Origin of the sequence: Halorubrum sodomense, assembly GCF_900111935.1 — an archaeon.
In the GTDB taxonomy this organism is placed as follows: Archaea; Halobacteriota; Halobacteria; order Halobacteriales; family Haloferacaceae; genus Halorubrum; species Halorubrum sodomense.
In genome coordinates, this window is the sequence record NZ_FOYN01000002.1 from 809824 (window position 1) to 832174 (window position 22351).

The 22351-nt window shown below is 69.9% G+C and carries 24 protein-coding genes; 12 read left to right on the forward strand and 12 right to left on the reverse strand.

Annotated features, from left to right (window positions below; translation table 11 throughout):
* Nucleotides 1–83 precede the first annotated feature (83 nt).
* The 4 genes from BM286_RS08875 (at nt 84) to BM286_RS08890 (ending at nt 4504) form a co-directional block, all read left to right on the forward strand.
* The gene (locus BM286_RS08875; protein WP_092921190.1) at nt 84–1661 is read left to right on the forward strand and encodes a hypothetical protein; all 1578 of its coding nucleotides are present in this window, start codon (nt 84–86) and stop codon (nt 1659–1661) included.
* Nucleotides 1662–1748: 87 nt separating this feature from the next.
* Nucleotides 1749–2195 (forward strand): cytidine deaminase, encoded by a 447-nt coding sequence (cdd, locus tag BM286_RS08880; RefSeq protein ID WP_092921191.1) that lies wholly within the window; start codon nt 1749–1751, stop codon nt 2193–2195.
* 197 nt (nt 2196–2392) lie between these two features.
* On the forward strand, nt 2393–3244 hold the full coding sequence (locus tag BM286_RS08885; protein ID WP_092921192.1) for a nucleoside phosphorylase: 852 nt from the start codon (nt 2393–2395) through the stop codon (nt 3242–3244).
* 78 nt (nt 3245–3322) lie between these two features.
* The gene (locus tag BM286_RS08890) at nt 3323–4504 is read left to right on the forward strand and encodes an NAD(P)/FAD-dependent oxidoreductase (protein ID WP_092921193.1); all 1182 of its coding nucleotides are present in this window, start codon (nt 3323–3325) and stop codon (nt 4502–4504) included.
* Between the two features lie 123 nt (nt 4505–4627).
* Here the strand turns inward: BM286_RS08890 and BM286_RS08895 are convergent, their stop codons facing one another.
* On the reverse strand, nt 4628–5161 hold the full coding sequence (locus BM286_RS08895) for an Rrf2 family transcriptional regulator (protein WP_092921194.1): 534 nt from the start codon (nt 5159–5161) through the stop codon (nt 4628–4630).
* A 108-nt stretch (nt 5162–5269) separates the two neighbouring features.
* A complete protein-coding gene (locus BM286_RS08900; RefSeq protein WP_092921195.1) occupies nt 5270–5488 on the reverse strand; it encodes a hypothetical protein in 219 nt (72 codons plus the stop codon).
* 135 nt (nt 5489–5623) lie between these two features.
* Between BM286_RS08900 and rocF the strand changes: the two genes are divergently transcribed.
* On the forward strand, nt 5624–6529 hold the full coding sequence (gene rocF, locus BM286_RS08905) for an arginase (protein WP_092921196.1): 906 nt from the start codon (nt 5624–5626) through the stop codon (nt 6527–6529).
* 19 nt (nt 6530–6548) lie between these two features.
* Here the strand turns inward: rocF and BM286_RS08910 are convergent, their stop codons facing one another.
* Nucleotides 6549–6848 (reverse strand): DUF7565 family protein, encoded by a 300-nt coding sequence (locus BM286_RS08910; protein ID WP_092921197.1) that lies wholly within the window; start codon nt 6846–6848, stop codon nt 6549–6551.
* 145 nt (nt 6849–6993) lie between these two features.
* Here BM286_RS08910 and BM286_RS08915 point away from each other — a divergent pair, with 145 nt between their 5' ends.
* Entirely contained in the window at nt 6994–7785 is a 792-nt protein-coding gene (locus BM286_RS08915; RefSeq protein WP_092921198.1) for a PHP-associated domain-containing protein, read from the forward strand.
* Nucleotides 7786–7834: 49 nt separating this feature from the next.
* Here the strand turns inward: BM286_RS08915 and BM286_RS08920 are convergent, their stop codons facing one another.
* Nucleotides 7835–8335 carry a metal-dependent hydrolase gene (locus tag BM286_RS08920; protein WP_092921199.1) on the reverse strand — a complete coding sequence of 167 codons (501 nt, stop codon included), beginning with the start codon at nt 8333–8335 and terminating at the stop codon, nt 7835–7837.
* Nucleotides 8336–8563: 228 nt separating this feature from the next.
* Between BM286_RS08920 and BM286_RS08925 the strand changes: the two genes are divergently transcribed.
* Nucleotides 8564–9685 (forward strand): pyridoxal phosphate-dependent aminotransferase, encoded by a 1122-nt coding sequence (locus BM286_RS08925; protein WP_092921200.1) that lies wholly within the window; start codon nt 8564–8566, stop codon nt 9683–9685.
* A 45-nt stretch (nt 9686–9730) separates the two neighbouring features.
* Here BM286_RS08925 and BM286_RS08930 read toward each other — a convergent pair whose 3' ends face one another.
* A complete protein-coding gene (locus BM286_RS08930) occupies nt 9731–10024 on the reverse strand; it encodes a hypothetical protein (protein WP_092921201.1) in 294 nt (97 codons plus the stop codon).
* A gap of 107 nt (nt 10025–10131) precedes the next feature.
* On the opposite strand from BM286_RS08930, the gene ileS reads away from it, so the two are divergent.
* Complete coding sequence (ileS, locus tag BM286_RS08935) at nt 10132–13284, forward strand: isoleucine--tRNA ligase (RefSeq protein ID WP_092921202.1); 3153 nt, start codon at nt 10132–10134, stop codon at nt 13282–13284.
* A gap of 140 nt (nt 13285–13424) precedes the next feature.
* Nucleotides 13425–13895, forward strand: a complete 471-nt coding sequence (locus tag BM286_RS08940; protein ID WP_092921203.1) for a GNAT family N-acetyltransferase — start codon at nt 13425–13427, stop codon at nt 13893–13895.
* A 33-nt stretch (nt 13896–13928) separates the two neighbouring features.
* Here the strand turns inward: BM286_RS08940 and lrpA1 are convergent, their stop codons facing one another.
* The 3 genes from lrpA1 to BM286_RS08955 form a co-directional block, all read right to left on the reverse strand.
* Nucleotides 13929–14357: an HTH-type transcriptional regulator LrpA1 gene (gene lrpA1 / locus BM286_RS08945; protein ID WP_092921204.1), complete on the reverse strand. Its 429-nt coding sequence runs from the start codon at nt 14355–14357 to the stop codon at nt 13929–13931.
* An 83-nt stretch (nt 14358–14440) separates the two neighbouring features.
* Nucleotides 14441–15379 (reverse strand): thiamine pyrophosphate-dependent enzyme, encoded by a 939-nt coding sequence (locus BM286_RS08950; protein WP_092921205.1) that lies wholly within the window; start codon nt 15377–15379, stop codon nt 14441–14443.
* A gap of 3 nt (nt 15380–15382) precedes the next feature.
* Nucleotides 15383–17278, reverse strand: coding sequence for a 2-oxoacid:acceptor oxidoreductase subunit alpha (locus BM286_RS08955; RefSeq protein WP_092921206.1), 1896 nt, complete (start codon nt 17276–17278; stop codon nt 15383–15385).
* 173 nt (nt 17279–17451) lie between these two features.
* Between BM286_RS08955 and dph5 the strand changes: the two genes are divergently transcribed.
* From dph5 to BM286_RS08970, 3 genes are all read left to right on the forward strand, one after another.
* Complete coding sequence (gene dph5, locus BM286_RS08960; RefSeq protein WP_092921207.1) at nt 17452–18249, forward strand: diphthine synthase; 798 nt, start codon at nt 17452–17454, stop codon at nt 18247–18249.
* Nucleotides 18250–18346: 97 nt separating this feature from the next.
* Entirely contained in the window at nt 18347–18733 is a 387-nt protein-coding gene (locus tag BM286_RS08965) for a CBS domain-containing protein (RefSeq protein WP_092921208.1), read from the forward strand.
* A gap of 102 nt (nt 18734–18835) precedes the next feature.
* Nucleotides 18836–19210, forward strand: a complete 375-nt coding sequence (locus BM286_RS08970; protein WP_092921209.1) for a CBS domain-containing protein — start codon at nt 18836–18838, stop codon at nt 19208–19210.
* Between the two features lie 44 nt (nt 19211–19254).
* Here the strand turns inward: BM286_RS08970 and BM286_RS08975 are convergent, their stop codons facing one another.
* The 4 genes from BM286_RS08975 to BM286_RS08990 all read right to left on the reverse strand — a co-directional run bounded on the left by BM286_RS08975 (nt 19255) and on the right by BM286_RS08990 (nt 22350).
* Nucleotides 19255–20502: an MgtC/SapB family protein gene (locus BM286_RS08975; RefSeq protein ID WP_092921210.1), complete on the reverse strand. Its 1248-nt coding sequence runs from the start codon at nt 20500–20502 to the stop codon at nt 19255–19257.
* 156 nt (nt 20503–20658) lie between these two features.
* Complete coding sequence (artA, locus tag BM286_RS08980; RefSeq protein ID WP_092921211.1) at nt 20659–21621, reverse strand: archaeosortase A; 963 nt, start codon at nt 21619–21621, stop codon at nt 20659–20661.
* A 100-nt stretch (nt 21622–21721) separates the two neighbouring features.
* Nucleotides 21722–22174, reverse strand: coding sequence for a transcription elongation factor Spt5 (locus tag BM286_RS08985; RefSeq protein ID WP_092921212.1), 453 nt, complete (start codon nt 22172–22174; stop codon nt 21722–21724).
* Complete coding sequence (locus tag BM286_RS08990; protein WP_006628863.1) at nt 22174–22350, reverse strand: protein translocase SEC61 complex subunit gamma; 177 nt, start codon at nt 22348–22350, stop codon at nt 22174–22176. Before BM286_RS08990 ends, BM286_RS08985 begins: the two co-directional genes overlap by 1 nt.
* Nucleotide 22351 lies beyond the last annotated feature (1 nt).

A 22351-nucleotide genomic window follows, 5' to 3' on the forward strand; every position in this document is an offset into this window, starting at 1 on the left:
ACCGGCTGGCGGCCCCCGTCGGATCGGGAAGGCGCTCTCGCGGTCGGAGGCCTTTTCACGTCGCCGCGTCCTTGCCCGGTCGCATGACCACCGAGTCCGCGCTCGCCGACGGGGTCCGGGAGGCGCTTTCGGTCGACGCCGAGGCGTTCGCCGAGCGCGCGGCCGAGGAGGCCGAGATCGTCAAACAGGAGCTTCGCGACGGCTCCTTCGACAACCACCAGTCGATCGTCGGCTTCGAGTACGAGTTCTACGCGGTCGGCGACGGGCGGTGGAGCGAGGAGTCGCGGGCGGGCGAGTACGCGCTGATGCGCGTGCCCCGCCGGATGCTGGAGCTGATGGGGTTCGAGAAGGAGCTGGGGCTCCACAACGCCGAGATGTGTACGAGCCCGCAGCCGCTCTCCGACCACGGCCTCGGAGCGCAGCTCGCAGAGGTCCGCGCCCGGCTGGAGGCCGCGGAGAACACCGCCGGCGTCGAGGGGATGCGGCTCGTCTCCGACGGGCTCTGGACCATCCCGCCGGCGGGCGAGACCGCCCGCGAGTACCTCACCGACAGCGTCGAGGTCGACGGCGTCGTCGTCGCGGTCAACATGAGCGACGCGGTGCGGTATCACGCGATGGCCAACACGCGCCGGGAGGGTCGGGACGATTCCGGTGACGGCCCCACGGTCACGCTCGACGCGCCGGGCGTGTCGCTGGCGGCGGAGACGGTGATGCCCGAGAGCCTCATCACGTCGATTCAGCCGCACTACCAGGTGACGCACGCCGAGACGCTCCCGCGGCACTTCCGGTACGCGCTCCGGATCGCCGGCCCGCTGCTGGCGCTCGGCGCCAACTCCCCCTTCTTCCCGCCGGCGCTGTACGACGACGACTGGGACGGCGAGCGCGCCCTCGCCGAGGGGGCGACCGCGAACCGAATCCACGTGTTCGAGTCGGTCCTCAACGCCCGGACCGACGCCGACAAGGTCCGGTTCCCGCGGGACTTCCACGACGTCGAGACCGCGGTCGACCGAATCGCGAGCGACGAGACGCTGATACCCATGCCCGACCCGGGCGGCAGCGACCGGTTCGACGACGCGTTCGCGACGTTCCGAACGAAACACGGCAGCTACTGGCGGTGGGTTCGTCCCGTCTTCGAGGGGTCGAGTCGCTCGGCCGCCAACGCTCGGATCGAGTTCCGACCGATCCCGGGCCAGCCCACGGTCCGCGACTCCATCGCGTTTCAGGGCGTGTTCGCGGGGCTGATGCAGTCGCTCGCCCAGCGGGAACACCCCGTCATCGGGCTCGACTGGGAGACCGCCCGCGACAACTTCTACGCCGCGGTCGCGGACGGGCTCGACGCAGAGATGGAGTGGATCGGCCGCGACGGGGAGCCCACGACCGACACCGACGAACTGTACGCGGACCTCCTCGACCACGCGGAGGCCGGACTCCGGACCGCCGGCTGCGCCCCCGACGAGGCCGCCGAATGGGTGGCCCCGCTCCGCTGGCGAGTCGCGAACCGCACGACCCCGGCGAGCTGGAAGCGAGACCGGGTCCGCGCCCGGCTCGACGACGGCGACGACTTCGAGACCGCGGTCCACGACACCCAGCGCGAGTACGTCCGCCAGCAGGCCGATACCCTCATCGACGGCGGCTTCTCGGCGTGGGCTGACGACGCCTGATCTCGCAGCCGCGACCAGGCTCTCGGAACCGGCCGCCCCGCGACCGCGACACAGTACAGTTATCGGCGCGCCGCGTCATCCGTCGGTATGGACGATGACGAGCTGATCGCCGCGGCGCGCGACGCCTTAGCGGCCGCCCACGTCCCGTACTCCGAGTACCGCGTCGGCGCCGCGCTCCGGACCGCCGACGGCACCGTCTACACCGGCTGTAACATCGAGAACGCGAACTACTCCAACAGCCTCCACGCCGAGGAGGTCGCAATGGCGGAGGCGGTGAAGAACGGTCACCGCGAGTTCGACCGGATCGCGGTCTCCTCCGGCGTCCGCGACGGCGTCACGCCCTGCGGGATGTGCCGGCAGACGCTCGCGGAGTTCGCGGCCGACGACCTCGTCGTCGCCTGCGACGAGGGCGACGACGCGGTCACGGAGTACACGCTGGGCGAACTGCTCCCGAACACCATCTCCGAGGGGACGCTCGACGACGCGGCGGCGACCGCGGCCGACGCGGCCGACGGCGACCCGGAAGCGAACTGACGCGGCGCGGGCGACGCGTCGGCCGCGCCGCGGATCTCGGTCCGGCATTCTCGCCGGCGTTACGGGGGGCGGGGGCCGACCGCGACTCAGATCCCACCGCCGTGCCACGCCGCCGGAGATGTGCGAGCCGGTCGATAAGGTGCCGTCCCCGTCGCGAGCCGGAACTGGTTTGAGACGGCTCCTCCAACCGCGGGGACATGACCGACGAACCCGACGCGGACTCCCCGGCCGCCGACGCCGAGAGCGAGGACCCGAACGACGGCGCCGGCTACCACGTCGAGGCCGCGCCCGAAGACGTCGCGAACGCGGTCCTCCTCCCGGGGAACCCGGAGCGCGTCGACAAGATCACGGCGCTGTGGGACGAGTCCGAGGAGGTCGCGCGCCACCGCGAGTACCGCACCGCGACCGGGAGCTACGACGGGGCCCCGATCTCCGTCACCTCCACCGGGATCGGCTCGCCGTCGGCCGCCATCGCGGTCGAGGAGCTCGCGCGCGTCGGCGTCGACACGTTCATTCGGGTCGGGTCCTGCGGCGCGATCCAGCCGGAGATGGACGTGGGGGACCTGGTGATCACGACCGGCGGCGTCCGACAGGAGGGGACGAGCGACGAGTACGTCCGCGAGGACTACCCCGCGACCGCCGACGGCGAGGTCGTCTCCGCGCTCGTCGCCGCCGCCGAGCGACTCGGTCACGACTACCACACCGGCGTCACGATGAGCGCCGACTCCTTCTACGCCGGGCAGGGTCGCGCCGGGTTCGAAGGGTTCGAGGCCGCCGGCTCGGACGAACTGGTCGCGGAGCTTCAGAACGCGAACGTGAAGAACATCGAGATGGAGGCGTCCGCGATCCTCACGATCGCGAACGTGTACGGCCTCCGGGCCGGCGCGGTCTGCTCCGTCTACGCGAACCGGATCACCGGCGAGTTCCGGACGGAGGGCGAGTCGCGCGCGGCCGAGACCGCGAGCCTGGCGGTGAAGCTGCTCGCGCGGATGGACGAGGTGAAACGCGAGGCGGGCGCGGACCGCTGGCACGCCGGTCTCTCGCTGTAGCGGGCTCGTGTCCGCGCTGCGTTCGCGATACGCGACCGTTCCAAAGCGACTTTATCTGCGCACCGCGGAGCTACACGCATGAGTACACAGGTCGTCGTCGTCGGCTCCGGGTACGCCGGGGCAGGGGCGGTGAAGGCGTTCGAAGACGAGGTCGGCGAGGGAGAGGCCGAGCTCACGTGGATCTCGGAACACGACTACCACCTCGTCTTACACGAGGTCCACCGCGCGATCCGCAACCCCACGGTCGAAGACAAGATCACGATCCCCGTCGACGAGATCAAGTCGGCTCAGTCCGACTTCGTCAAGGGCCGCGTCGTCGACGTCGACACCGACGAGCGCGTCGTCGAGACCGACGACGGGACGGCCGTCGACTACGACTACCTCCTCTTGGGCGTCGGCTCAACGACCGCCTTCTTCGGCATCGAGGGGCTCGAGGAGAACGCCCACCAGCTGAAGGGGCTCGACGACGCCAAGGCGATCCACGAGGATGTCCGCGAGGCGGCCGCCGAGGCGACCCGGTCCGATCCCGTCGAGGTCATCGTCGGCGGCGCCGGCCTCTCCGGCATCCAGACCGCGGGCGAGATCGCCGAGTACCGCGACAAACACCGCGCGCCGATCGAGATCAAGCTCGTCGAGGGCCTCGACGAGGTCTTCCCCGGGAACGACCCGCAGATCCAGGGCGCGCTCCGCCAGCGGCTGGAGGACGCGGACGTCGAGATCCTCACCGGCGACTTCATCTCGAAGGCCGACGAGGACGCGGTCTACCTCGGCGGCGGCGACGACGAGGAACCGGAGGAACTCGGCTACGACGTGCTGATCTGGACCGGCGGCATCACGGGCCAGCCCGAGCTGGAGAGCGTCGACGTCGAGAAGGACGACCGCTCGAACCGCGTCCACGCCGGCTCCGACTTCGCCACGAGCGACGACCGCGTGTTCGCCATCGGCGACACCGCCCTCGTCGAGCAGGGCGACGACGACGTCGCCCCGCCGACCGCGCAGGCCGCCTGGCAGGCCGCCGAGGTCGCGGGCGAGAACCTCGCTCGCGCCGCTCGCGGCGCGCCGCTTCGCTCGTGGACCCACAAGGACAAGGGGACCGTCATCTCCGTCGGCGAGGAGGCGGTCGCCCACGACGTGATGGGCATGCCGATCAAGACGTTCGGCGGCACGCCCGCGAAGCTGCTGAAGAAGGCCATCGCCACGCGCTGGATCAACAAGGTCTCCTCCGCGGGCCGCGCCGTCGGCGCGTTCGGCGATATGTAAGCGCGGGCGACTCCTCTCACCGACGCGGCCTTCGGTTCCGACCTCCGACTCTTCTCGTCGACGAGTCAGTCCCTTATTCCCGGTAGAACGAGTTCCGAAGCGGCCTGAACCTCGTTTCCGCAGTCAGTGCTCGGCCGGCTCGTCGGGCGCTCGCATGTCGTCGATCCGCAGGATGAGCGTGTTCGCCGTGTCGTCTTTGCCGTCGACGGTGCCGTCGACGACGAGCTTCGAGAGCGGCGTCGGACCGACGGTGACGCTGTCGCCCTCGTGGAAGTCGCGGACCGAGCCCTGGACGTGGATCTCGGCGCGACACAGCTCCGGGTGGTGGACGCTGGAGAGGTCGATCCCGTCGACGTTGACGCCTTCGACCTCCTCGCCCTCGTGGAAGATCGGGACGTCTGCCGGCTCGTCCATGCGCTGGATGTCGAGCGCCTCGTAGGCGTTCGAGGTGGGCTTGTAGCCGCCCTTCGGACCGGGTACCCCTTCGACCAGCTGGAGGGCCTTGAGGCTCTGCATCTGGTTTCGGATCGTCCCCGGGTTGCGGTCGACCTCCTCGGCGATCGCCTCGCCTTTCACGGCGTCCTCCCGTTCCCCGTACAGGTTGATGAGGGCCGTGAGGATGCTCTTCTGGCTCGACGTGAGCTCGATCGATGACATGGTGGCGAATACACCGCGCCCCCGCTTAAATGCGATGGAACTCTTTTATAAACGATCCCGTGGATTCCGCCTCGACCGCCGGACGCGGTCGATTCCGACCGATCCGGTTCACTCGCCGTGAAGCCGCTTCATCCGGACGTACGCGAGCGGACTCGAGAGCGCGACGACGACGCCGACGCCGATCAGGGCGAGGCCGAGGTCGGGGGCGACGAACGAGGCCGCGGCGCCGGCGAGTCCGATCGCCGCGCCGGTGAACGCGACCGCGATCGTCGCGCCGATCGGCTCGATGTCGCCGGGATCGACCGAGCGGGGATCGGAGCTGCTCATACTCGCTCCGTGGCGGGCCGGGCGCAAAACGGTGTCCGATCCGGCGAGGCGGGCGCGCGGGACCACCGACGGACCGGTGCCGACGGGAGCGCGTCGATCCCCACCATTGAAGCGCCGGCGCGCCGCGTAGCCGGTATGACCACGGTCAGGATCATCGGCGCGCCGACCGACTACGGGGCGAACCGACGCGGCGTCGATATGGGGCCGTCCGCGATCCGGTACGGCGGGCTCGCCGACCAGCTCGCCGGCGCGGGCGTCGAGACGGTGGACGCGGGCGACCTCCTCGTCCCGCGGGCCGAGGAGCGCGACCCGGACGCCGACGCCCCCAGCGAGGGGAAGGCGAAGTTCCTCCGCGAGACGGCCGACGTCTGCCGCCGGCTCGGCGACGAGGTCGCCGCGACGCTCGCGGACGGCGAGGTGCCGCTCGCGCTCGGCGGCGACCACTCCATCGCCATCGGGAGCCTCTCCGGGTCGGCGCGCGACGCGGAGATCGGCGCCGTGTGGTTCGACGCGCACGCCGACCTCAACACCCCCTCAACGACGCCCTCGGGCAACGTCCACGGCATGCCGCTCGCCGCCGCGCTCGGGATCGACGAGTTCGCGGACTCCGAGTGGGCGACCGCGCCGGGACTCTCTCCGGAGAACGTCGCGCTCGTCGGGCTCCGCTCGGTCGACGAGGCGGAGGCGGCGCTGATCAGGGAGCGCGGCTTCGCCGCGTACACGATGTCCGACATCGACGAGCGGGGGATCACGGAGGTCACGGAGGAGGCGCTCTCCGTCGCGTCCGCGGGCGTCGACGGGATCCACGTTAGCCTCGATCTGGACTGGCTCGACCCGAACGCCGCGCCCGGCGTCGGGACGCCCGTCCGCGGCGGGGTCACCTACCGCGAGGCGCACAGCGCGATGGAGATCGTCGACGAGACCGACGCGCTCCGGTCGATGGAGATCGTCGAGGTGAATCCGACGCTGGACCAACACAACGAGACGGCCGAGCTGGCGACGGAACTGGCCGCGAGCGCCTTCGGGAAGCGGGTCCTGTGACGCGGGGTCGACGGTCCGGTTAGACGCCCTGATCGAGCTCTTCGACCACCCGCTGGAGGTCGGCCGCGGCCTCGATTTCGCCTTTGATCTCCTCGCGGCGGCGGACGGCCGCCGAGTCGGCGTCGTACGCGCGGACGAACTCCGCGCGGGTGTGCTCGTCGAACGCGTGGCGGATCGCGAAGTAGCCGTCGGGGACGATGGTCCCGCACACCTTACACTCGTGGCGCTGGTGGTCGTTCGTCTGGTGGACGATCGCCGCTTCCACGTCGTCGAAGCCGGCGTCGCAGTCGCCGATGCCGCACGTCCAGCGAGGGGCCATACCCGAACACTCGCCCGAGGGGGATTAACGGTTTCCCAAACCGTCGGCTCCTCGTCGCGGCCTCGCCGGGTCGCCGCGTCGTCGCGTCACGCGACCCGGCGACGGACCTGCGATCGCGGCACCGCCGTCGTCGAACGATACGCCTTTGCGCGGGCGCGACGACCGTCCCATCGTGACCCGACCGAGAACGCGCGTCGACGCCCACGTCAAGGTGCTCGACGACGAGGTCGTCGCCCGCGCGAAGGCCCGCGGGATCGACGCGCTCGTGTACGCGCCGCACTTCACGCGGCTCCCGACGGTCCGCGAGCGGGCGGCCCGGTACTCCGACGACGAGCTGACGGTCGTCCCAGGTCGCGAGGTGTTCACCGGCGACTGGGGCAACCGACGGCACCTCCTCGTGATCGGGCTCTCCGAGCCGGTCCCCGACTACATCACCTTCGAGGGCGCGATGGCCGAGTTCGAGCGTCAGGACGCCGCCGTGCTCGTCCCCCACCCGGGCTTCGCCACCATCTCGCTCACGCGGCCCGAAGTCGACGCGCACGCCGAGCGGATCGACGCCGTCGAGACGTACAACACCAAGCTCCTTCCTCACCAGAACGCCCGGGCGCGTCGGACCGCCGAAGCGACCGACTGCGCCGGCTTCGGCTCGTCGTACGCCCACCTTCCCGCGACGGTCGGCGAGGCGTGGACGGCCTTCGAGGACGACCTCGACGAGGCGGAAGCGATCGTCGACGCGTTCCGCGAACGGCGCCCCCGAAAGGTGATCCACCGGGGCGGCGCCGGGCACCGGATCCGCGGGCTTATCGAGTTCGCGCACCTCGGCTACGAGAACACGTGGGCGAAGCTCGACCGGATGTTCCTCTCCGGCAACGAGCCCACCCTCCCGTCGAACGTCGCCTACGAGGGCCGGTTCGACGACGTGAGCGTCTACGACTGAGACGACCGGCCGGCGGTCGCTAGGCGCACCCGGCGACGGGTCGGACGGGCTACAGCCCGAATCCGGTCGCGGCCTGCGAGGCCGCGGACAGGTCGAGGTCGAGGGTGACGACGTAGGTGTGGATGGCCCAGAACGCCGCCAGCTCGATCCCGGTGACGATCACGGTGACGAGGTCGGCGTACTTGCTGCTCGTCGTCACGCCGGTCGGCATCCCGAACTCCCGGTCCGAGAGCGGGTGGAACAGCGCGATCCCTCGCCGGCTTCCGACCACGTCGAGAACGTAGTGCGTCAACACCCCGATCCACACGTACTGGAGGTTCCCGAAGAGTATCGGGTACGCGAGGAAGACGGCCAGCACGGGGAGGCTGTGGAGCGTCTTCCGGTGGCGCCCGAATGCGGTGTCGACGTCGGGGAACAGCGCCCCCAACACGACCGGAACGGTGATCTCGGCGACGGTCGTCGCGGTCGCGGCGCCGAGCCCGGGTTCGACGATGAACCCGAGTCCCAGCGCGAGCAGCAGGCCGTTGAGGACGTGGCCGCGTTTGTTCATACCGCTCGCTCTGCGCGTCGGCAGGTCAAACCACCGGATCGCGGCGACGCCGGTACGGCGGGCGTACTCCGCCCGCTCCGCCCGCGAGCCCCGCCTCGCCCGCCCCGCCCGCGACGCCCCGCTCCGCGGCGCTCCGCCCCGCGGCGCTCCGCCCCGCGACGCCCCGCTCCGCCCGCGGCGCCGCTCGCGGGTCGAAAGAGCCACGGCGGGCGCGCCCGACCCGACCGTATGGAGTACGAGGAGCCGAAGTTCTTCCACGTGATGCAGTACGCCGCGGCCGCCGACGGCGACGTCATCGACATGGTGAGCGGCAACCCCGACTGGGAGCCGCCCGCCGCGCTGCGCGAGGCGCTCCGCGAGTACGCCGACCTCCCGCCCGCCGACTTCCAGTACCCGCCGAGCGAGGGGCTCCGCGAGCTCCGGGAGGCCATCGCGACCCGCGAGGGCGTCGCCCCCGACCGCGTGGTCGTCACCAACGGCACCGGCGAGGCGAACTACCTCGCCATGGCGCGCGCCCTCGACCGCGGCGCCGGCGACGAGGCGCTGCTCATGGACCCCGTGTACCCGTACTATCCCGGAAAGACCCACCTGCTCGGCGGGGAGCCGACGCTCGTGCCGACCGCCCGCGACGGAAGCCTCGACGTGGACGCGGTCCGCGAGGCCGCGAGCGCGGACACCGCCCTCATCGTCCTCAACACGCCGAACAACCCCACTGGGGCGGTGTACGACCTCGACGCGGTCCGCGAGGTCGTCGGTATCGCGGAGGCGGTCGACGCGCTCGTCGTCGTCGACGAGGTGTACGACCGGTTCGACCTCTCCGGCTCGTTCGAGTCGGCGCTGACGCTCGATTCGGACCGCGTGATAGTCACCGGCGGCTTCTCGAAGTCGATGGCGATCACGGGGTTCCGCGTCGGCTACGGGGTCTTCCCGGAGGCGCACGTCGGTGACGCCAAGACGCGACACATGCTCGTGAACGTCGCCGGGGCGCGCCCCTCCCAGTACGCGGTGTCTCACGCGCTCGCCGAAACGCCGCAGCGCTACTACGCCGAGGCGCGCGGCCTGCTCGCGGACCGCGTCGACGCGTTCACCGACGCGCTCGACGCGGCGGGCGCGGAGTACAGCCGTCCGGCGGGCGCCTTCTACGTCCTCGCGCGCTTCGAGGGATTCCCCGGCACGATGGCGAACGTCAAGCGCCTGGTCGACGAGGCGGGCGTCGCGGGGATGCCGGGCGACGCGTTCGGCACCGCTCGCGACGAGTGGGTCCGGTTCGCCCTGGTGACGCCGCGCGCGACGGAGGCCGCCGAGCGGCTCGCCGACTACTTCTCCGACGGCGCGCCCGACCCGCGGTGAGCGGCGACTCCGCCGCTCCGCGATGAGCGACGGCGGCCTCGACCGCTACCCGCCGCCGCCCCCGCCGTAGCCGCCCTTCTCCGCCTCGGCCTCTCGCTCGCGACGCTCGCGATCGCCGTCCGCGTCCGCCGCTGACTGCGCCGCCGCCGACCGCGCCGCCGCCGACTCGGACCGCCGCGCCGAGAGCGCCCAGCCGAGCGCGTACGTCGCGGCCGCGACGACGACGCCCGCGGCCGCGCCGAGGAACTCAGCGCCGGCGACGAACGAGACGGCGGCCAGCGCCGGCCCGCCGAGGAGCGCGTACCCGAGGTTCTCGCGCACGACTCGCGGGGTCTCCATGTCCGGAGCGTTCGGCTCCCGGCAGTAGTGTCTTGTCCCGTCCCCCGGCCGCTGAACCGTTCCCACGACTCCGCCGTATTCAAATACGCGCGCGCAGACCAACGCGTATGGAGCAGATCGACGACCAGTACGCGCCCGCGGACGTCGAGGCCGCGGTCGACGAGTACTGGGACGACCACGACGCCTACGAGGCGGCGAAGGAGGCGCACGCCGACGACCCGCCGTTCTTCTTCGTGGACGGCCCGCCGTACACCTCCGGGCAGATGCATCTCGGGACGGCCTGGAACAAGACGCTGAAGGACGCGATCATCCGCCACGAGCGGATGACCGGCCACCGCGTCACCGACCGCCCCGGCTACGACATGCACGGGCTCCCGATCGAGGTGAAAGTCGAGGAGGAGCTCGGCTTCGAGAACAAGCGGGACATCGAGGAGTACGGCATGGAGCCGTTCATCGAGAAGTGCAAGGAGTTCGCCCTCGAGAACCGGGCGGCGATGGACGAGGACTTCAAGTCTATCGGCGCGTGGATGGACTGGGACGACCCCTACGAGACCATCTCGCCGGAGTACATGGAGGCCGCCTGGTGGGCGTTCTCCGAGGTGGCCGACAACGGCCTCGTCGAGCAGGGGAAACGCTCCATCTCTCAGTGCCCGCGCTGTGAGACGGGGCTCGCCAACAACGAGGTCGAGTACGAGGACGTCGAGGACCCCTCCATCTACGTGAAGTTCCCGCTCGCGGACCGGGAGGGGAGTCTCGTCATCTGGACGACGACGCCGTGGACGGTCCCCGCGAACACCTTCGTCGCCGTCGACGAGGAGTTCACGTACAACGCCGTCCGCGCCGAGAAGGACGGCGAGGCGGAGCTCATCTACGTCGCCGCGGAGTGCGTCGAGGACGTGTTACAGGAGGGCCGATACGAGAGCTACGAGGTCGAGGCCGAGCTCACCGGCGACGAGCTGGTCGGCTGGGCGTACGACCACCCGCTCGCCGACCGCGTCGCCGAGTACCCCGACTTCGAGGGCGCCGGCGAGGTGTACGCGGCCGACTACGTCGAGGCCGACCGCACCGGCCTCGTCCACTCCGCGCCGGGTCACGGGGAGGAGGACTTCCACCGCGGCACGGAGCTCGGCTTAGACATCTTCTGTCCGGTCGCGCCCAACGGCGAGTTCACCGAGGCGGCCGGCGAGTACGCCGGGCAGTTCGTGCGCGACGCCAACGCCGACATCGTCGACGACCTCGTCGCGGACGGCCACATGCTCGCGCACGGCACCGTCGAGCACAGCTACGGCCACTGCTGGCGGTGTGACACCGGGATCATCCAGCTGGTCACCGACCAGTGGTTCATCTCGATCACGGACGTGAAAGACGAGCTCCTCGACAACATGGAGGACTCGGAGTGGCACCCCGAGTGGGCGCGGGACAACCGCTTCCGCGACTTCATCGAGGACGCGCCCGACTGGAACGTCTCCCGCCAGCGCTACTGGGGGATCCCGATCCCCATCTGGGTCCCTGAGGACGCGGCGGCAGGGAACCTCGACGAGGACATGATCGTGATCGGCACCCGCGAGGAGCTGGCCGAGCGAGTCGAGGAGGACGTCGACCCCGAGTCGATCGACCTCCACCGCCCCTCGGTCGACGACCTCACGATCGTCGAGGACGGGACGACGTACCGCCGGGTCGAGGACGTGTTCGACGTGTGGCTCGACTCCTCGGTCGCGACGTGGGGCACGCTCGGCTACCCGAGCGAGACGGACGCCCACGAGGAGCTGTGGCCCGCCGACCTCGTCGTCGAGGCGCACGACCAGACCCGCGGCTGGTTCTGGTCGCAGCTCGGAATGGGGACCGCCGCGGTCGGCGAGATCCCCTACGAGGAGGTGCTGATGCACGGCTTCGCGAACGACGAGGACGGGCGGAAGATGTCGAAGTCGGTCGGCAACATCGTCACGCCAGAGGAGGCGATCGACCGCGCCGGGCGCGACCCGCTCCGCACGTACCTGCTCAGCCACGACCAGCAGGGGGTCGACCTCGCGTTCGAGTGGGACGGGCTCGGCGAGATCCAGGGGAAGCTCAACATCCTCTGGAACGTGTTCCGGTTCCCGCTGGAGTACATGGAGCTCGACGGTTACGACCCCGCCGACGCCGACCTCTCGGACGGCGAGCTCGAGCTCGTCGACGAGTGGGTGCTCTCGCGGCTCCAGTCCGTCGAGGCCGAGGTCGCCGACGCCTGGGACGACTACCGCGTGAGCGACGCGGTCAACGCCGTGATCGAGTTCGTCACGCAGGACGTCTCGCGGTTCTACGTGAAGGCGGTCCGTGACCGGATGTGGGAGGAGGCCGACTCCGCCTCGAAGCGCGGCGCGTACGCCACGCTCGCGACCGTCCTCGACGAGGTGATCCGGCTGCTCGCGCCGATCGCGCCGTACCTCGCCGAGCGGATGTACCAGCGGCTCGACGGCGAGGCGACGACGGTCCACGCGCTGTCGTATCCCGAACCGGACGCCGACCTGCGCGACCCCGACCTCGAGCGCGACGTGGCGGTCTTCCGCGACGTCGAGGAGGCGGCCGCGAACGCGCGCCAGCAGGCCGGCCGTAAGCTCCGCTGGCCCGTGCCGCGCGTGGTCGTCGAGACCGATGACGAGACGGTCGCGGCCGCGGTCGACCGGCTCGAAGCCCTGATCGCCGACCGCGTCAACGCTCGCGAGGTGGTCGTCACCGACGCCTTCGACGAACTGGTCGAGACCGCGGAGCCGCAGATGGCCGCCATCGGGCCGGCGTTCGGCGGCGACGCGCAGAAGGTGATGGAGGCGGTCCAGGGCGCGACCCGCGCGGCGGTCGAGGGCGGCGAGGTGACCGTCGACGGCGAGCCGGTCGACCTCGACGACGGGATGGTCGAGTACGTCGCGGAGCCGCCGGCGAACGTCTCCGGCGCCGACTTCGAGGGCGGGACCGTCTACGTCGACACTTCCCTCACCCCCGATATCGAGTCCGAGGGCTACGCCCGCGACGTGATCCGCCGGATCCAGGAGATGCGGAAGGAACTCGACCTGGACGTCGAAGCGCGGATCCGCGTCGGCGTCGCGGTCGACGACGACCGCGTCGCCGGCTTCGTCGACGACCACGCCGACCTGATCGCCGGCGAGGTGCGCGCCGACGCGTGGCTCGACGACCCGAGCGACGCGGCGGACGCGGACGGCGGTCTCGTCGAGGAGTGGGAGGTAGAGGGTATCGCGGTCGCGATCGGCATCGAACCGGTGGAGTAGCGCTTCCGACGGTTCCCGCGCTCGCCTCCGTGCTCCCGGCCGTGTTGGTCGGCCGCCGCCGGCAGCGAATCGCGCCGCCGCCGGCAGCGAATCGCGCCGCCGCCGAAACCTATAGGTGCGTTCTTTACTCACGGTTGACCATGAAGCTCCGGGCGGCTCGTCCCGACGACGCGGAGACGCTGCGGACCGCGGTGTCGCGAGCCCGCGAGGAGACGGTGTTCGACGACATCGGCGCGCCTTTGCTCGACGTGTCGGCCGCCGGCGTCCGCGAGGCCGCTGCCGAGGCGGAGTGGTCCTTCCTGATGGACAGCGATGAGGGGCCCGTCGGCCTGGCGATCGCACACCCGGATCTGGACGGGACGGAGGCGGAGCTGCTGGCGCTGTGGGTCCACCCGAACCGCGCGGGGGAGGGGGTCGCGGACGAGCTCCTCGCCCGCGTCGGGAACGCGCTCGCCGACCGCGGGGTCGAGACGCTGCGCGCGACGGTCCCGCCGGACCGCCCCAGTGCGGAGGAGTTTTTCAGCGCGCACGGGTTCGCGCGGCGCGGGACCCGCCGGAGCCCGGCGGGCGACGAGTCGGTCGTCGTCGCGGACCCGCGAGCGCTCGCCTGACGCGGGCGCGACGGCGGAAACCGGAGCGGCGGCCTACTTCAGCCGCTCCTGGAGGAACGACGGGTGCGCCGCGGTGACGCCGTCGACGCCGAGCAGCTTCTCGGAGATGACGTCGCCGAGTTCGTCGCCGTCGCCGGCGCGGACCTCGGCCATCAGCATGTGGTCGCCCGAGGAGGTGTACAGCGCCTGGACCTCGTCGAGCGACTTCAGCGCTCGGGTGGCCTCCACGTACTGGCCCGAATCGACGTCCATTCCCACCATGGCGATCGACTGCGAGGAGAGCTTCTTCGGGTCGACCTCCGCGGAGTAGCCGACGATCACGCCCCGGTCTTCGAGGCGGTCGATGTACTTCCGAACCGTCGGTTTCGAGACGTCCGCCCGCTCGGCGATCTCTCCGCAGGACGCCTGCGCGTCCTCTTCTAACACGGAGAGGATCCGCTCTTCCGTCGATACCGTACTCATATCACTTCGTTTGTCACCAATGAAAAAATACCTTCCGAATCAAAAAACGAACTCGCAGCGCCGTGAACGGTCGCCGGCCTCGATCAGGCGTGTTTGTCGAGGAACATGTCGTGGGAGCGCTCCCACTCGTAGTCGTCGTCCCAGTAGCGCTCGGCGAGCGGTTCGTCGGGCATCTCGCCGATGGCCTGCTTCTCCTCGCCGTACGAGGGGCGGTCCTCGTCGACGTAGAAGCGGCCGGTGAGGACTTCGCCCTCGTACAGCGACTCCTCGGTCTCGCGCATCATCTCGGCGGCCTCGACGCGGTCCGTCTTGTCGAACTCGTAGTCGTCGGACTCGTTGACGTCGATGTACGGGACGTACTGGCGCGCGTCCTTGTTCCAGGTCGGACACTGGGTGAGGAAGTCGACGTGCGCGAACCCGTCGTGTTCGATCGCCTCGGTGATGATCTCCTTCGCCTGGTTCGGGTTCACCGCGGCCGTCCGGGCGACGTAGGAGGCGCCGGCGTTCAAAGACATCGAGAGCGGCTTGATCGGCTCCTTTGCGCTGCCCGAGGGCTGCGTCTTCGACTTGTGGCCCTTCGGACTGGTCGGGGAGGTCTGCCCCTTCGTGAGCCCGAAGATCTCGTTGTTGAACACGATGTACGTCATGTCGTGGTTCTCCCGGGCCGTGTGGACGAAGTGGTTCCCGCCGATCCCGTAGCCGTCGCCGTCGCCGCCGGCGGCGATCACTTCGAGGTCGGGGTTCGCGAGCTTCGCGGCGCGGGCCACGGGCAGCGAGCGCCCGTGGATCGTGTGGAACCCGTACGTGTCGAGGTAGCTGTTCAGCTTACCCGAACAGCCGATCCCGGTACACAGCAGGGTCTCCTCGGGCGTGCGCCCGACCTCCGGCAGCGCCTGCTTCAGCGCCTTCAGGACGCTGAAGTCACCGCAGCCCGGACACCAGGTCGGCTGCGGCTCGACGCTAGGGGTGTACTCGTCGCGGTCGATCTCTCGCTCGTCGCCGATCGCTGAAAACGTGCTCATTGGTTAGTCACCTGCGGCTGGGACGAAGGTGGTCTGGTGGCCGGACGCGTCGCCGTCCCCCTCGACGATCGCGGCCTCGAACCCGTCGACGACCTCCGCCGGCTCGAACGGGTTCCCGTTGTACTTCAGCAGGCTCGACAGCTTCTCGCCGTAGCGGCCGAGGTTCTTCTGGACGAGCCCGCGGAACTGTCCCGACGCCGTCATCTCGACGACGAGGACCTCGTCGACGCTCTCGACGAACGCCTCGACCTGCTCGGTCGGGAACGGCGCCATGTCCGAGACGCCGTACGACTTCACCGAGACCCCGGCGTCGTTGAGGCGGCCGACCGCCTCCTCGACGGTGCCCTGCTGGCTACCGAACGTGAGGATGCCGTACTCGGCGTCCCCGGGACCGGCGTACGAGCCGGTGTCGACGGTGTCGAGGTCGTCGCGGATCGCCTCCAGCTTCTGGGTCCGGCGATCGATCTGCGCGACCCGGTTGTCCGGGGACTCGCTGATGTGGCCGGTCGGGTCGTGCTCGTTGCCGGTCGCGAGGAAGCGACCGCCCTTCTGGCCGGGGATCGACCGCGGCGAGACGCCGTCGTCGACGTCGTGCTGGAAGCGGTGGAACTTCCCGTCCCCGCTGTGCGGCTCGTCGACCAGCGCGTCCTCCGAGAGCGTCTTCCCGAGGGCCGGGTTCGGCTCGCGGTCGAAGTGGCTCTTCGGGACGTTCGTCATCTCGCCGCCGAGCTTCTGGTCGTACAGGAGGATCGACGGGATCTGGTACTCGTAGGCGAGCCGGAAGGCGAGCCGCGACTGCTCGTACGCCTCCTCGACGGTTCCCGGGGCGAGGACGACCCGCTGGGAGTCGCCCTGCGAGGTGTAGAGGACGTGTTCGAGGTCGGACTGCTCCGGCTTCGTCGGCATCCCGGTCGAGGGACCGGCGCGCATGGCCTCGACGAGGACGACCGGCGTCTCCGTCATCTCCGCGAGCCCGAGCGGCTCGGACATCAGCGCGAAGCCGCCGCCGGAGGAGCCGGACATCGCCTTGACGCCGGCGTGGGAGGCGCCCACCGCGAGCGCGGCAGCGGCGATCTCGTCTTCCACCTGCTCGGAGATCCCGCCGAGCTTCGGCAGGTTCTGCGTCATGATGGTGAACACCTCGGTCCACGGCGTCATCGGGTAACCGGCGATAAAGCGGCACCCCTCGTCGATGGCGCCGTAGGCGATGGCGTCCGAGCCGGACATGAGCAGCTGGGTCTCGCCGTGTTCGCCGGCCGGGACCGACACGTCCGACGCGTCGACGTCGTGCTCCTCGCTGACTTGGTCGTAGGCGGTCTCGAGGATCTCGATGTTCGGCTCGAGGATCTTCTCCGGCATGGCGTCGCGCATCAGGTCCTCGACGTGGTCGAGTTCCATGCCGGTCAGCGCGCAGGTCGCGCCGACGCCGGCGGTGTTGCGCATGACCTCGCGACCCATGTCGCGGGCGAGCCCGCGGAGGTCGAGGGGGTACACGTGCCAGTCGTTCTCCTCGACGCGCTCGTCGAAGTCCGGGATATCGGAGGCGTCCAAGAGCCCCTCGTCGTAGACGATGACGCCGCCCTCGCGGAGTTCGTCCAGGTTCTCCGAGAGCGGTTTGATCTCCTCGTTGCCGTAGACGGCCTCCTCCTGCGGATTGCGGGCGAACGAGTCGCCGAGCGCGAGCAGGAAGTTGTAGCCGTCGCCCCGGGATTCGACGGGGTCCGCCGACGCGCGGACCTCGGTGTAGGTGTGACCGCCGCGGATCCGCGACGGGTAGTGCCGATGCGTGAAGACGTTGAGCCCCGATCGCATCAAGGCCTTCGCGAAGTTCTGGCTGGTCGAAGCGATCCCGTCACCGGATCCCCCCGATATCCGCCAGATGAGTTCGTCGTCAGTCATAGTGGTGTGTGAGCCCGAGTGGGCCTCGTGGCCGGAAGTTGTGTTGGTTCCCTCTTATGGCTTGCTATGGAATCCCAAGGGACAATCATGAAGGTCTATTAGGGTGTCAAACGTTTCCACGATATCGGACGGGGTTTCCGCGCCCTTTTAGCCGGCGCGCGCCGAGCGCGGACATGCTCACGTTCATCGGACTCGGCCTCTACGACGAGCGCTCCGTCACCGTCGAGGGGCGAGCGGCGCTCCGCGAGGCCGACCGGGTCTTCGCGGAGTTCTACACCAGCCGGCTGGTCGGCGCCGACGTCTCCGCCCTCGAGGCGCACCACGGGGTCGACATCGAGGTGCGCGACCGCGCCGGCGTCGAGCGGGATCCGGAGCCGATCTTCGAGGCGGCCGCGTCCGGCGACGCCGCCTTCCTCACCGCCGGCGACACGATGATCTCGACCACTCACACCGACCTCCGCCTCCGCGCCGAGGAGCGGGGGATCGACACGCGGGTGGTCCACGGCGTGACCGCCCAGTCGGCGGCGTCGAGCCTCACCGGCCTCCAGAACTACCGGTTCGGCAAAGCGACGACGCTCCCGTTCCCGTACGCGCACGGCGGCGACGGCGTCCCCGCGAGCGTGGTCGAGACCATCGAAGCGAACCGAGAGCGCGGGCTGCACACCGTCGTCTACCTCGACATCAAGGTCGGAACGGGACCGACGGGACCCGACCCCGACCACGAGGAGTACATGACCGCGGACGTCGCCGCCGGGTTGCTCGCCGAGGAGTGGGGAGACGCGCTCGGCGTCGTCGTCGCCCGCGCGGGATCGCCGGACGCGGTCGTCGCCGCCGACCGACTGAGCGCGCTCGCCGACCGCGAGTTCGGCGACCCGCTCCACCTGCTCGTGATCCCCGGTGACCTCCACCACGTCGAGGCCGACGCGCTCGTCGGCCTCGCCGGCGCCCCCGAATCGCTCGTCGGTGAGTGAGGTAGCGCTCGTCGGTGAGTGAGTTGCCGCCCGCCGGCCGGCCGGCCCGCCGGACCGACCGGATGATTAATTATCATGGTTCGCGTTATCGCAACTCATGAACGACGTTCCCGTCGATCGGCTCATGTCGACCGACCTCACGACGATCGAACGCGGGGCCGCCGCGGCCGACGCGGCGTCGCAGATGCGTGAGACCGGCGTTAGCTCGATCCTCGTCGTCGAGGCGGACGGAACGCTGGCGGGGCTCATCACCGCGACGGACTTCGTCACGCTCGTCCGTGACAACGATCCGAACGACCGGACGCCGGTCGAGGCGTTCATGACGACCGACGTCGTCACGGTGGGGCGCGACGACACCGTCGCGGAGCTGGCGGAGCCGACCGCCCACGGCTACACGCACCTCCCGGTGACCGACGGCGACGGCAGGCCGATCGGAATGGTCTCGACGACGGACCTCACGGCACACCTCTCTCGGGCGAAGTGAGAGAGTGCCGAGGGGGACGTCGACCGAGCTGGAGTCCGGGCGGAGCCTCTCCGCGTTGTGCGTTCCGGAAGAGTAATGAGATACGGTAACACACATCTGGGTATGGATCTCGACGACAGGACCCGCGTCGCGGACGTGATGTCGACGCCGCTGGAGACGGTCGGAGCGGACGCGCCGCTCCGGGAGGCCGCCCGACGGATGCGTGACGACGAAATCAGCGCGCTCGTCGTGACGACGGGCGGCGGGTGTATCGTCACGCAGAGCGACGTCGTCGGGGCGGTCGCCGACGGGCTCGACCCGGCGGCGACGACGGTCCGCGACGTGATGACCGAGGACGTCGAGACGGTGACGCCGGACCTCATGATGCAGGAGGTCGCCGCGATGATGACGATGTACGGCGTGAAACACCTCCCGGTGGTCGACGACGACTACGTGGGGATGGTCTCCACGACGGACGTCGCCGAACACCTCTCTTGAGCGGGTTCCGGCGACGGTGTCCGATGGGCCGGGCGTCCTCGCCCTCAGACCAGCAACAGCGGCAGCCCGGCGATCACGCCCGCGCCGATCAGCAGGAGGTTCCAGAGGAACACCGGCCTGACCAGGTCGCGCGCGATGCTCGCCGCGAAGGCGGTCTTGACGACGATGCTGGCGGCGGTGCCGGCGACAACGCCCGCGACGGCGGTGTCGACGCCGATCTGTCCGGTGCCCAGAAGCGACACCGCCGTGGTCGTCGAGGTCCCCGACGACACCAGCCCGGCGAGGAAGGCGGTGGCGACGAATCCCCCCGCCCCGAACGTCTCCTCGGCGACCGCGGAGACGAACAGCACGACGAGGAAGAGGGCGCCGAAGGTGAGGGCGTTCCCGAGGCTGAACGGGGAGGTGAGCTCCGCCTCCATCGCCGTCCGCCAGTCGCTCCGCCACACGGCGACGCCGATCCCCGCGACGGTGATCGCGCCGAGCGGCACCCCGACGACGAGCGCCGCCTCGGGGGCGAAGACGGCCACCACCGCGGCGTTCCGGAACGCCATGGCCGCGTTCGCGAGCAGGATCGACCCCACCGCGATCTCGCGGAGGTCCGTCCGGCCTTTCGCGCGCTTCGCCATCTCCGCGACGACGGCGGTCGAGTTCACGAGCCCGCCGAAAAAGCCCGTGACCGCGTAGCCGCGCCCCTGATACCGCTTCACTAACACGTAGTTGACGAAGCCGATGGCGCTGACCGCGACCACGAGCGACCAGACCAGCCGCGGCTGGACCGCGCCCCACGGGTCGATCGTCTCCGCGGGCAACAGCGGAAAGACGACGAACGCGAGGATGGTGAACTCCACCGCGCTGCGGACCTCCTCGCGGGAGAGTCCCCACGCGAACTCGTGAAGCTCTCGTTTCAACACGAGCAGGAGCGACGATAACACCGCCACCGTCACCGACTCGATGAACAGTCCCTCGGCGACGAGGACTCCCACCCCGTAGGCGACGAGCATCGACGCCGACGTCGTCAGGGAGAGCCCGTCGACGTCGGCCTCGACGAAGCTCCGAACCGCCAGAAGCACCGCGCTGGCGACCACTAACACCCCGCCGACGACGAGCAGTCCCGGCTCGTCGAGCAGCGAGAACACCGCCGCCGCGAGGCTGACCAGCGCGAACGTCCGGATCCCGGCCGACTTCTGTGACCACTCGCGCTCTAACCCGAGAAACATGCCGAGCGCGGTCGCCAAGGCCAGCTTGGCGACGTTCGTCTCGAGGTACACGAACGGGTCGACCGCGCTCAGCACCGCCGATCACCTCGCCGCGACCGGGCCCTCGGAGCGGCGTCCGGGACGCCGCTTCGCGTTCTCGCGGTCATGGTCGCCCGTACCCGCCCGCCACGTCTATAGCTTGCTATATATCGCTATATATCTCGGAGATACTTCGGGGACTCGACGCCGTTCCTATCGGTTCGTCGGCTCGCGCGGGAGGTCGAGCGCCTCCGTCAGGTCGTGTTCCTCGCCGGTGAGGAGGTAGAGGACGTCCTCTAAGATGACCGCCAGCTCGGGCAGCTCCCGCACCGCGAGGAAGGTGATCGCGATGAGCGCCACGACCGCCAACACCTGGCTCATGATGCGGTCGGAGATGAGGAAGGAGACCCGGTACGGGTCGCTCGCGCCGAACATCGTCAACACCAGGTCCGGGTACCAGTGCATGTACTGGTTCCCCGACACCACCGAGATGAACGTCGTCCGGAGGATGTTCAGGACGTAGATGAGCGGAATCGACACCGCGAGCGCGCGGAGCTTCCGGGAGATGGGGGCCTCGACGGCGGCCACGAGGCCGCCGAAGATGGCCATGCTCCCGAGCCCCGTACACGCCAACACGATGTGGATGACGACGGTGTGGCCGTCCTCCAGCGTCCACGAGTACGCCGCATCGTACCCCTCCCTGCTCGTCACCGCCTCCGGCGCGTATCCGAGGAGGTCGATGAGGGCTCCCGTCTGGGCCGCCACGACCTCGATGAGGATCCGACGGGGCTCCGGGACCGCGAACCCGGCGACCGTGAACGCCGGGATCGTCTCGAACGGGAGGTAGATGAACAGCATGAGCGCGATGGCCCGGGTGAGGGTGAAAAGCGACGCGCGCCCGTCGTACAGCAGGTACCCCGCGTACACGCTAGCGGGGAAGCCGACGAGCGCGAGGATCGACTCGACGTAGCTCTGGTGTTCGAACGCGAAGTACGGCACCGTCGACAGCCAGAAGAGCCCGAACAGCGCCCACGTCGCGGCCGCGAGCGCCCGACCCGCGGCCAGCCCGCGACTGTCCAGCAGCCACGCCGTCGCGAAGAGGATCGCGACGATCCACGCGAACGTGAACGTGTCGGGGATCACGCTCAACACCGCCGGCGCGCCGTGGCCGAACATGTCCGTACGGTCCGTCGTCGTCGAATAAAGCCCTTGTCGTTGCGTGCGAACCCGGCGTCAACGCGCCGAGGGCCGCTACCCTACCGCTCCTCCGGCTACCCTACCGCTCTTCGCTGTCGAGCACGCGGATCTGGTCGCCGCGGACCGTCACCGGAATCGGCACGGTCGCCTCGTACAGCTCGACGGTCACCTGGTCTTTCCCCTCGTCGATCCGCTGGACCCGCGCCTTCTCGCCCTTGAACGGGCCGGCGATCAGCTCGACGATGTCGCCTTCGGCGATCCCCTCGACGTCCGGGGTCGGTGAGAGGAAATGTTCGACCTCGGAGAAGGGGCTCTCGGCGGGACCGTCGCCGCCCTGAATGACGCCGCGGGCGTGCGGGATCTCGTCGAGGATTCGCCCGAACGCGGTCCCGTCGGTCGCCTCGACCATCACGTAGCTCGTGAGCTGATCCGGGGCGATGACGGCCTGGATCTCGGGGGTCTCCTTCTCGGCGAGCATGTCGGCGACGGTGCGCTCCTGGCTCGCCGTCGTCTTGACCGAGTAGATCGGCATTACGCGCCGACCCCCGGGAGCAGGCTCATGATGGCGAACATCAGGAACCCGATGAACCCGATCAGCAGGATCCCGGCGCCGGCGATCTTCGACACCTGGAGGAACTCGTCGGTGCTCGGCGTGCTCGCCAGCTTCAGCACCCGAATGTAGCTGTTGAGATCGTACGGAACGTCCATG